Below are 10,767 nucleotides of genomic sequence, written 5' to 3' on the forward strand. Positions count from 1 at the left end.
GTGTTAAAGGAATGACTGAGTCAATCGACACCGACGACACCGACGACGTGGTCGCACGCGTTCTCGCCAGCGCCGACAGCAAGGCCGCCGGCTATTCGCTCTTCCGCAGCGGCTCCGCCCAGGCGCTGCAGGCCGAGTCTGCCCCGTCGCCGGGCGACGAGGGCCACGACGGAGCGCAGCAGGACCGTGAGGACCGCAACGCCCTGCGCCGGGTGCCGAGCCTCTCCACCGAACTCGAGGACGTCACCGAGGTCGAATACCGTCAGTTGCGGCTCGAGAACGTCGTACTGATCGGCCTGTACACGCACGGAACCGTGGCGGATGCCGAGAACTCCATGCGCGAACTCGCCGCGTTGGCCGAGACCGCCGGCGCCACCGTGCTCGACGGCCTGATGCAGCGCCGGGCCAAGCCCGACGCCAGCACCTACCTCGGCAAGGGCAAGGCCGAGGAAGTCGCCGGCATCGTCAAAATGATGGGCGCCGACACCGTCATCGCCGACACCGAGCTCGCCCCCAGCCAGCGGCGCGCGCTCGAGGATGTCGTCAAGGTCAAGGTCATCGACCGCACCGCCGTGATCCTCGATATCTTCAGCCAGCACGCCAAGAGTCGGGAGGGCAAGGCGCAGGTCGAACTCGCCCAGCTCGAGTACCTGCTGCCCCGCCTGCGCGGCTGGGGTGACTCGATGTCCCGCCAGGCCGGTGGCCAGGTCGGTGGTGCCGGTGCCGGCATGGGTTCGCGCGGCCCCGGAGAGACCAAGATCGAACTGGACCGCCGACGCATCCACACCCGGATGTCCCGGCTCCGCAAGCAGATCCTGGAAATGAAACCCGCCCGCGAGGCCAAGCGGGCCAATCGCAAGCGCAACGCCGTGCCATCCGTTGCCATCGTCGGTTACACCAACGCCGGTAAGTCCAGCCTGCTCAACCGCATCACCCGAGCCGGCGTTCTCGTCGAGAACTCCCTCTTCGCCACCCTGGACGCCACGGTGCGCAAGTCCACCACGACCGACGGACGGCTGTACACGCTGACCGACACGGTCGGGTTCGTGCGTAACCTGCCGCACCAGTTGGTGGAGGCGTTCCGCTCCACCCTCGAGGAGGTCGCCGACGCCGACGTCATCGTGCACGTCGTCGACGGCTCGCACCCAGACCCGGCCAGCCAGTTGTCCACCGTGCGCGAGGTGATCGCCGAGGTCGGCGCCCGGGAGATCCCCGAAATCGTCGTCTTCAACAAAAGCGACCTGATCAGCGAGGACGACCGGCTCGTGCTGCGTGGACTCTGGCCGAAGGGCATCTTCGTCTCCGCCCGCACCGGTGAGGGGATCGAAGAACTGCTCGCGACCGCCGCCGACCTGCTGCCGCGGCCGTCGATCAAGCTCGAGCTGCTGATCCCCTACGAGCGGGGCGACCTGATCGCCGTTCTGCACGAGCAGGGAACCGTTCTCTCCACCGACTATGCCGAGACGGGCACCGAGGTGACGGCGCTGGTGACCGAGGAGATCCAGGCCCAGTTCGAGCCGTTCGCTGTTCGGCCGGCCGTCGCCGGCTGATCTTCGCTGCCGTTCCGCACCGACTCCGGTCAGGCCTCGCCGTAACAGAACGCGTCTCGTTGCGCTCGTTTCCGCGCCGTGCCTGCTCGCCGGTGCCGCTGAGGTCTGGTCTCGTGACACATTCGGTCACAGGCCTGCCTCCCGTGCGGCGTGCTTGTTAGAGTCTTCTCAATCGTTGCCGCGGGCCTTCCGGCCGGCGGCATGGAGCGACAGCCGAGCCCGGCACCCGCCCGCGAAAACCCGCCTGTCCTGACTGGCGGTCCGCGGCCGCCCGGCCCCAGTGCCCGCCACTGGCAACTGTCGAATGAGGAGCAATGTCCAACACCTCGGACCCTGACTGCGGGAACGTCCCGTTCTCGTTCGAGCTGTATCCGCCCAAATCGGATGCCGCCACGTCCGCGCTGCACGCCACCATCGAGCGGCTCGCCGCTGCGGGCCCCGAGTTCATCTCGGTCACCTACGGCGCGAACGGCTCCTCCCGGCGATCCTCCCTGGACGTGCTCACCCACATCCTGCGCACCACCACGGTGGACCCGCTGGCCCACCTCACCTGTGTGGGATCGTCGAACGCGGAAGCCAGCCAGCTGATCCGGGAATTCCTGGACGCCGGGGTGCGGAGCTTCCTGGCCCTGCGCGGTGATCCGCCGGAGGGCGTTCGTGAGGGGGAGGCCTTCCTCGGCGACCTGGGCAGTGCGGCGGAACTGGTGCAGCTGATCCACCGGGTGCAGGCCGAGCGGGAGCCGTACCGCGAATCCGTCATCCCCGGACTCCCCGCAGCACGCTCGATCAAGCGCGACCGGACAAAGGTGCGCATCGCCGTGGCGGCCTTCCCGAACGGGCACCCGCGTTCCCGGTCGACGGCCCAGGACATCGACACGCTGCTGGCCAAGCAGGCCGCCGGCGCGAACCTGGCGATCACCCAGCTGTTCTTCCATGCCGACCACTACCTCAGCTTCATCCAACGGGCCAGGGCCGCCGGGGTCGAGTTCCCGATCCTGCCCGGGATCATGCCGGTCACGAGTCCGGCCCGGCTGCGCCGCATCCTGGAGTTGTCCGGCGAGGAACTTCCGTCCGAGCTTGCGATCGCGCTCGAGGTGGAGCCGACCAAAGAGGGCCAGCGTGACATCGGCATCCGTCAGGCCACCGAACTGGCCCGGGAACTCATCGCCGGCGGCGCCCCCGGTCTGCACCTGTACGCCTTCAACCAGCACGAGACCGTGCTCTCCGTTCTGGACGGCTGCGGTCTTCTCGTCCCTGCCCCTTCTGTCTCTGCCCCCGCCAAGGAGTACTCATGACCACGTTCCCCGCGTTCCCCGCCGGCACCATCCTCGGCTATCCCCGCATCGGTCCGCGCCGTCAACTGAAAAGGGCCGTCGAAGCGTTCTGGGCCGGATCGGTCACCGCGGGGGAGCTCGAAACCACCGCTGCTGCCCTGCGCGGGAGTACCCGGGAGCGCCTCGTGCGGCTCGGACTCGGCCGGGACGACTCCTCCATCCCGGAATCGTTCTCGTATTACGACCAGGTTCTGGACGCCCTGTGCACGGTGGGCGCCGTCCCGGCCCGGTTCGCTCATCTCCAGGATGCCGACGGACGCCTCGACCTGGCCGGGTATTTCACCCTCGCCCGCGGTGCCGGCGACCATCTGCCGCTCGAGATGACCAAATGGTTCGACTCCAACTATCACTACCTGGTGCCGGAAATCGGTCCTGAGACCGCGTTCTCCCTCGCCAGTGACCGTCTCGTGCAGGAGTTCGTGGAGGCGAAGGCAGCCGGATTCCTGACCCGTCCGGTCATCGTCGGCCCGGTCACGTTCCTGCTGCTCAGCAAGCCGAGCGACGCGGCTCCCGCCGGCTTCAGCCCGCTGGAACGCCTCGACGACCTCGTGCCCGTCTACGCGGCCTTGCTGCAGCGGCTGCGCGCCGCCGGCGCCGAATGGGTGCAACTGGACGAACCTGCCCTCGTCAGCGAGAGCATCGACATCCCGAGAGCGGATGCCCTGACCGCCGTTCACTCCGCGTACACCACGCTCGGGGGCCTTGCCGAGCGCCCCTCCATCTTTGTCGCAGCACCTTACGGCAGCCTCGACGACGCCCTGCCCGTTCTCGCAGCGACCGCGGTGGAAGCCATCGGGCTCGACCTGGTGCGGGGAAAAGTGCCGGCCGTGACGGCCGGGCTGGAGACGACGACGCTGGTTGCCGGCGTCATCGACGGCCACAACATTTGGCGCGGTGACCTAGCGACGGCCTTCGAGACCGTGGCCGGTCTGGAGCGGCTCTCACCCCGGGTCACGGTCTCCACCTCGACGTCGCTGCTGCACGTGCCGCACGACGTCGACGACGAATCGGCGCTGAGCGACGAGTTGAAGAGTTGGCTGGCCTTCGCCGACCAGAAGGTCACCCAGGTGGCCACGATCGCCCGGGGGCTCTCCGAGGGGCGTGCTGCCATCGCCGCCGACCTCGCGGCAGCCTCCGCAGCCCTCGACGCGAGACGGGTCGCGCCCGGCGTGCACGACGGCGCCGTACGCGTGCGCACGGAGGCCCTCACCCCGACCGACTTCACCCGCGTGGACTACGCCGCACGGGTGGCGGCCCAGGAGGCCACCCTGAATCTGCCGTTCCTGCCGACGACCACGATCGGATCGTTCCCGCAGACCGGGGACATCCGTCGGGCCCGGGCGCAATTACTCAAGGGGTCGCTGAGCACCGTTGACTATCGAGACCTGATGCGGGCCGAGATAGCGCGCGTGGTCACGGTGCAGGAAGAAATCGGCCTCGACGTGCTGGTGCACGGCGAGCCGGAGCGCAACGACATGGTGCAGTACTTCGCCGAGAATCTCGACGGGTTCGCCGTCACCGAGAACGGCTGGGTGCAGTCGTACGGCAGCCGGTGCGTGCGCCCCTCGATCCTCTGGGGAGATGTGTCCCGGCCGCAGCCGATCACGGTCGAGTGGTCGGCGTACGCCCAGGGTCTGACGCTCAAACCGGTGAAGGGGATGCTCACCGGCCCGGTGACGATCCTCGCGTGGTCGTTCGTGCGCGATGACCAGCCGCTCGGCGACACGGCCCGGCAGGTGGCCCTGGCGCTCCGCGATGAAATCGCCGACCTCGAGAGAGCGGGAATTCAGATCGTCCAGGTCGACGAGCCCGCACTGCGAGAACTGCTGCCGCTGAAGAAGGAGGACCACGCAGAATACCTCGACTGGTCGGTGGGCTCGTTCCGCCTGGCCACCGCCGGTGCGGCCGAGGCGACGCAGATCCACACGCACCTGTGTTATTCCGAATTCGGCGTCGTCATCGACGCGATCCGTAATCTGGACGCCGACGTGACCAGCATTGAGGCGGCACGGTCGCGCATGGAGGTCGTCGGGGATATCCAGACCTCCGGCTTCGACCACGGGATCGGCCCGGGTGTGTGGGACATCCACTCGCCGCGGGTTCCCAGTGTCGCCGAGCTGACCGACCTGCTCGAGCGGGCCGCCCGGGCCATCCCGTCCGGCCAGATCTGGGTGAACCCGGATTGCGGCCTGAAAACCCGGGGCTATGCCGAGACGGTGCAGTCTCTGCGGAACATGCTCGCCGCCACCCGCGCCGTGCGCACGCGCCTGGCCGTTCCCGCGTAGTCCGCGCCGGCCGCACCCACGCAGAAGGCCGGGCACGACACCGAAAAACGGTGTTCGTGCCCGGCCTCCTGAACCCTGTGGTGACCCGACAAATCAGAGTCTCCACGACGCTGGTCGAGCCTGTCGAGACCGCGAGACCCCGAGCCGTGATCCGGCCTACACCGAGCGCAGCACCGCCACGACCTTGCCGAGAATCTCGGCGTGGTCGCCGACGATCGGTTCGAAGTTCGTGTTGCGGGGGAGCAGCCAGGTGTGTCCGTCGCGCTGGCGGAACACCTTCACGGTGGCCTCGTTGTCGAGCATGGCCGCGACGATCTCGCCGTTCTCCGCGGTCTTCTGCTGCCGAACGACGACCCAGTCACCATCCATGATGGCCGCGTCGATCATGGACTCGCCCGTCACCTTGAGCATGAAGAGATCGCCCTTACCGACGAGCTGGCGGGGGAGCGGGAAGATCTCGTCGATCTGCTGTTCGGCGGTGATCGGAATTCCGGCCGCAATGCGGCCGACGAGCGGCACCATCGCGGCATCACCGACCTGGACCCCGGTGTGGAAACTCTCCGTGCCGGACGTGGCGTCTTCGGGCGACTGCGGAATCTCGATCAGAACTTCGAGGGCGCGGGGACGATTCGGGTCGCGGCGCAGATAACCGCTCAGTTCAAGCTGGTTGAGCTGGTGGGTGACGCTCGACAGGGAGGCGAGCCCGACGGCGTCGCCGATCTCGCGCATGCTCGGCGGATAACCGCGCTGGCTGACCGAGCGCTGGATCACGTCGAGGATGGCGAGCTGTTTCTCGCTCAGGCTCTTGCGCCGTCTGGTGCCGCCCTTGTCGCGGGGACCGCTGGTGTCTTGTGCCACGTTCGTCGCTCCTCGTGTTGAGTGGTGCGCTGGCAGCAGCCGTGACGGCGACCGTTTCACGCGAATGTCGGGGGTGCCTGATTGAGTTTCAAACAGACAATCGAAACTGTATCCATCTCACGCTCAGAAAACAAACATGTATTCGAGTGTGTCGGAAAAATCTTTTCAGAAAGTACCGAATAGGGCTTGATTGTTCGAAATATCGAATATACATTCGGAACATAAGTTCGCATCCGGCTCTCCCGGCCGAGAGCCGGATGCGTCTTCTTACAGGAGGTTGGATATGAGCACTGCACTTGATCTTGGCGCCCCCATCGCGACAGGGCGCAGCCGACTGCGTCTGACCCGGCGCGGTCGCGTTGTTTTCACGGCGCTGGCGGGCCTTCCGCTCGTGGCCGCGGCATTCGTCGTCGTTCTGAACGGCGGACTGGCAGCCGCCGAGAGCTCGACGGTCGGCCGTGTGGCCACGGCCTTCGACTACGTGACCATTCAATCGGGGCAGTCGCTCTGGCAACTCGCCGAGACCATCGCCCCGACGTCCGACCCGCGCGACGTCATCGCCGAGATCGTGAGCCTCAACCAGCTCCCGTCCGACAGCGTGCAGCCCGGACAGAGGCTCGCCCTGCCGAACGAGTTTTGATTCACTCAGTCCTGGTCCAGCGGGCCCTGATTCGGCCGAACCCGTTCGCGCGATACGTCCGCCGGTAATATGGGGGAAGTGACCAGTCTCAGCGACCTGCCCCTCCGCGATAATCTGCGCGGACTCACTCCCTACGGGGCCCCCCAACTGCATGTGCCGGTGGCCCTCAATGTGAATGAGAACACACACGGAATCCCGGACGAGGTGGCGCAGGACATCGTCTCTGCGCTGGCGGTCGCGGTGAAAACCGTCAACCGGTATCCCGATCGGGAATTCACAGAACTGCGCGATTCCCTCGCCCGATACCTCGGCCATGGGCTGACCCGCAAGAACATCTGGGCGGCGAACGGGTCCAACGAGGTGCTGCAGCAGGTGCTTCAGGCCTTCGGTGGTCCCGGGCGGTCCGTGCTCGGGTTTGCACCGACATACTCGATGTACCCGCTGCTCGCCTCCGGAACCGGCACCCGCTGGATCGCCGGCGGGCGCGACGCCGACTTCGAGCTCAGCCCGGCCACGGCCGTCGACTGGGTCAACCGGGTCGCCCCCGACCTCGTCTTCCTCTGCTCGCCGAACAACCCCACCGGCACACCGCTGTCCCTGGACACCATCGCGGCCGTCTACGACGCGACCGACGGTGTCGTCGTCGTCGACGAGGCCTATTACGAGTTCGGCCCGACCGACGCGCCGAGTGCGCTCAGCCTGCTGCCCGGCCGGGAGCGTCTGCTGGTCTCCCGCACCATGAGCAAGGCGTTCGCCTTCGCCGGAGCCCGCGTCGGGTATCTGGCCGCCGACCCGGCCGTGACGGATGCGCTGCGCCTCGTGCGCCTGCCGTACCACCTGTCGGCGCTCACCCAGGCGGCCGCAGTCGCCGCCCTCGCCCACACGCCGGCGATGCTCGCGATGGTCGACGACATCCGCTCCCAGCGCGACCGCATCTCGGCCGAACTGACCTGCCTCGGGTACTCGCCGCTGCGCAGTGCGAGCAACTTCGTGCTGTTCGGCGGGGTCGAAGACCCGCGGGCCACGTTCGAAGCCCTGCTGGCCGACGGCGTCCTCGTGCGGGACGTCGGCATCCCCGGCCACCTGCGAGTCAGCGCCGGCACCGAAGCGGAGACGACCGCCTTCCTCACCGCCATCGAAGCGCTCGGGCAGCCGTGACCGGATCAGGCCAATAAACTAGGCGTATGAGCTTCTCTTCAGCGTCCACTCCGCCCCGTTTCGCCCACCTGCAGCGTGAGACGAGCGAGTCGAGCATCGACCTGTCGCTCAACCTCGACGGCACCGGTGAGTCCGACATTCAGACCTCGGTCCCGTTCTACGACCACCTATTGACCGCGTTCGCGAAACACTCGCTGACCGACCTCACGGTGCGGGCGCGCGGTGACATCGAGATCGACGTGCACCACACCGTCGAAGACGTCGGAATCCTGCTCGGGCAGGCCATCAAGCAGGCCCTCGGGGACAAATCCGGCATCTCCCGGTACGGCGACGCCCTGGTGCCGCTCGACGAGGCGCTCGTGCAGGCCGTCGTCGACATCTCCGGACGCCCGTATCTCGTGCACCAGGGAGAACCGGCGGGTTTCGAATTCCACCTGATCGGAGGCCACTTCACCGGATCGATGGTGCGCCACGTGTTCGAGGCCGTGGCCTTCAACGCCGGCCTCACCGTGCACGTCACGGTGCAGGGCGGTCGCGACCCGCACCACATCGCCGAAGCCGAGTTCAAGGCCTTCGCCCGTGCCTTCCGGCAGGCCAAGGCGCTCGACCCGCTGGTGTCGGGCATCCCGTCCACCAAGGGTGCACTGTGACCAACGTCGTCGTCTTCGACTACGGCACGGGAAACGTGCACTCGGCAGTCAAGGCTCTCGAGCTGGCCGGGGCTGTCGTCACGCTGACCAGCGATCGCCGTGAAGCGCTCGAGGCCGACGGCCTGGTCGTGCCCGGTGTGGGGGCGTTCAGCGCCGTGATGCAGGCGCTGACCGCCGTGCGGGGCGATGAGATCATCGACCGGCGGATCGCGGGCGGACGCCCGGTGCTCGGCATCTGCGTGGGCATGCAGGTCATGTTCGAGCACGGCGTCGAACGCGGAATCGACACGGAAGGCCTCGGCGAATGGCCGGGCACCGTGACCCGGCTGGACGCGCCCGTTCTGCCGCACATGGGCTGGGACACGGTCACGCCGGGGGAAGGGTCAGCCCTCTTCCGCGGCATCGAGCAGGAGCGGTTCTACTTCGTGCACTCCTATGCCGCCCAGGACTGGACCCTCGACGTCATGCCGCCGTTCCCGAAGCCGATCCTCACCTGGTCCGAGCACGGTCGGCCGTTCCTGGCCGCCATCGAGAACGGACCGCTCACAGCCACCCAGTTCCACCCGGAGAAATCCGGTGAGGCCGGCATCCGTCTGCTCAGCAACTGGCTGGGCACCCTCCACGACTAGCTTCCCCTTTCCTGACTGAACCGGTCGCCGCGACCACTCCCAACCGAGGACACCCATGACTGAGAACAACCCTGCCCCCCGTCTCGTTCTGCTGCCCGCCGTCGACGTCGCCGACGGCAAAGCCGTGCGCTTGACCCAGGGTGAGGCCGGTACCGAGACCAACTACGGTGACCCCGTCGACGCGGCCCGGGACTGGGCTCGCCAGGGTGCGGAGTGGATCCACCTCGTCGACCTCGACGCCGCGTTCGGCCGCGGTAACAACACGGATGTCATCCGCACCGTGATCCGGGAGGTCACGGGCGTGAAGATCGAGCTGTCCGGCGGCATCCGCGACGATGCGTCGCTGGACGCTGCGCTGAATGCGGGCGTCAGCCGGATCAACCTCGGCACCGCCGCCCTGGAAGACCCGGAGTGGGCCGCCCAGGTCATCGCCCGGCACGGGGACGCCGTCGCTGTCGGCCTCGACGTGCGCGGAACGACCCTCGCCGCCCGCGGCTGGACCAAGGAGGGCGGCGACCTCTGGCAGGTGCTCGCCCGCCTCGAAGAGGCCGGCTGCTCCCGCTACGTCGTCACCGACGTGACCAAGGACGGCACACTGCAGGGCCCGAACATCGACCTGCTCCGCCAGGTGATGGAGCGCACCGACCGCCCGGTCGTCGCCTCCGGCGGCATCTCCAGCCTCGACGACCTCCGCGCGCTGCGCGAACTGGTGCCGCTCGGCCTCGAGGGTGCCATCGTCGGCAAGGCCCTCTACGCGGGGGCGTTCACCCTGGGCGAGGCGCTGGATGTCGCGGGCGCGTAACCTCGGCTCCACCGGCCTGCCCGGCGGCCCCGGTCCCGGCGGCGGCGATTCCGCGGGGCAGCCGTGGGCCGGGCGCACGTTCTCGCCCAGCCTGCACTCCGACGACGATGGGCTGGCACCGGAGTTCCTGCTCGAGGCGCTGCACCGGTTCCACTCCCGGGAGGCAGGCGAGGAGACGGTCGTCGACGCCCTGCGCACGGCCCGTCTGCTCATCCCCCTGGTCACCGCGCTCGGCGACTCGGGCACCACTGACGCCGGTCTCGTCGTCGACAAGACCCAGGAACTCTCGATCATCACCGTCGCCGGACCCGACGGACGCACGGTGTTGCCGGTGTTCTCCTCCGTTGCCGCGATGTCGGCCTGGAACACGCAGGCTCGTCCCGTGCCGTCCGACGGCATCCGGGTGGCGCTGGCCGCGGCCCAGGACGACACCGACCTGGTCGTGCTCGACCCGACCGCGCCGACCGAGTTCGTCGTGCGCCGGCCCGCCCTGTGGGCCATCGCGCAGTCCCTGCCCTGGACGCCCAGTTACGCCAGCCGGCCCGTCGCGGATGCCTTCGCCGAGTCCGTCGCCACCGAACTGAGCGTGCTCGGAGTGGAGCTGGCCCCGGGCGACCCGGCCGCCCGGCTCGCCGGCCCGGAACTGGTCGTGCGCCTCGAACTCGTGGACGGCCTGACCCGCACCGAACTCGACGCGACCCTTGCCCGGCTCGCCGCCCGCTGGTCGGCGAGCGACCTGATCGCCACGCAGGTCGACTCGCTCACCGTGCAGCTCGTCGCCTCCAAGTAGTCGACCGCATCCCTGCTCCTGACGAATTCGACGGAGATTTTGCCCAAAACGCCCCGTTTGTCGTCAAAATC

At 68.1% G+C, this 10,767-nt stretch carries 10 protein-coding genes; 9 read left to right on the forward strand and 1 reads right to left on the reverse strand.

Annotated elements, in window-relative coordinates:
- Nucleotides 1–11: 11 nt before the first annotated feature.
- The 3 genes from hflX (at nt 12) to metE (ending at nt 5,169) form a co-directional block, all read left to right on the forward strand.
- Complete coding sequence (gene hflX / locus AC0J5J_RS15130; protein WP_474898767.1) at nt 12–1,550, forward strand: GTPase HflX; 1,539 nt, start codon at nt 12–14, stop codon at nt 1,548–1,550.
- 314 nt (nt 1,551–1,864) lie between these two features.
- Nucleotides 1,865–2,845: a methylenetetrahydrofolate reductase gene (locus tag AC0J5J_RS15135; protein ID WP_474898769.1), complete on the forward strand. Its 981-nt coding sequence runs from the start codon at nt 1,865–1,867 to the stop codon at nt 2,843–2,845.
- Nucleotides 2,842–5,169, forward strand: coding sequence for a 5-methyltetrahydropteroyltriglutamate--homocysteine S-methyltransferase (metE, locus tag AC0J5J_RS15140; protein ID WP_474898771.1), 2,328 nt, complete (start codon nt 2,842–2,844; stop codon nt 5,167–5,169). Before AC0J5J_RS15135 ends, metE begins: the two co-directional genes overlap by 4 nt.
- A 156-nt stretch (nt 5,170–5,325) precedes the next feature.
- On the opposite strand, the gene lexA is transcribed toward metE, so the two are convergent.
- Entirely contained in the window at nt 5,326–6,027 is a 702-nt protein-coding gene (gene lexA, locus AC0J5J_RS15145; protein WP_134425615.1) for a transcriptional repressor LexA, read from the reverse strand.
- 283 nt (nt 6,028–6,310) lie between these two features.
- On the opposite strand from lexA, the gene AC0J5J_RS15150 reads away from it, so the two are divergent.
- The 6 genes from AC0J5J_RS15150 (at nt 6,311) to AC0J5J_RS15175 (ending at nt 10,696) form a co-directional block, all read left to right on the forward strand.
- Entirely contained in the window at nt 6,311–6,667 is a 357-nt protein-coding gene (locus AC0J5J_RS15150) for a LysM peptidoglycan-binding domain-containing protein (RefSeq protein ID WP_474898773.1), read from the forward strand.
- Nucleotides 6,668–6,736: 69 nt separating this feature from the next.
- Nucleotides 6,737–7,825 (forward strand): histidinol-phosphate transaminase, encoded by a 1,089-nt coding sequence (locus AC0J5J_RS15155; RefSeq protein WP_474898774.1) that lies wholly within the window; start codon nt 6,737–6,739, stop codon nt 7,823–7,825.
- Nucleotides 7,826–7,851: 26 nt separating this feature from the next.
- The gene (gene hisB, locus AC0J5J_RS15160) at nt 7,852–8,475 is read left to right on the forward strand and encodes an imidazoleglycerol-phosphate dehydratase HisB (RefSeq protein WP_474898776.1); all 624 of its coding nucleotides are present in this window, start codon (nt 7,852–7,854) and stop codon (nt 8,473–8,475) included.
- Nucleotides 8,472–9,104: an imidazole glycerol phosphate synthase subunit HisH gene (gene hisH / locus AC0J5J_RS15165; RefSeq protein WP_134425611.1), complete on the forward strand. Its 633-nt coding sequence runs from the start codon at nt 8,472–8,474 to the stop codon at nt 9,102–9,104. Before hisB ends, hisH begins: the two co-directional genes overlap by 4 nt.
- Before the next feature lie 55 nt (nt 9,105–9,159).
- Entirely contained in the window at nt 9,160–9,906 is a 747-nt protein-coding gene (gene priA / locus AC0J5J_RS15170) for a bifunctional 1-(5-phosphoribosyl)-5-((5-phosphoribosylamino)methylideneamino)imidazole-4-carboxamide isomerase/phosphoribosylanthranilate isomerase PriA (protein WP_134425610.1), read from the forward strand.
- Complete coding sequence (locus AC0J5J_RS15175) at nt 9,890–10,696, forward strand: SseB family protein (protein ID WP_474898777.1); 807 nt, start codon at nt 9,890–9,892, stop codon at nt 10,694–10,696. The genes priA and AC0J5J_RS15175 overlap by 17 nt, the downstream gene beginning before the upstream one ends.
- Nucleotides 10,697–10,767 lie beyond the last annotated feature (71 nt).

This window comes from Cryobacterium sp. TS_SC_7, assembly GCF_056156285.1.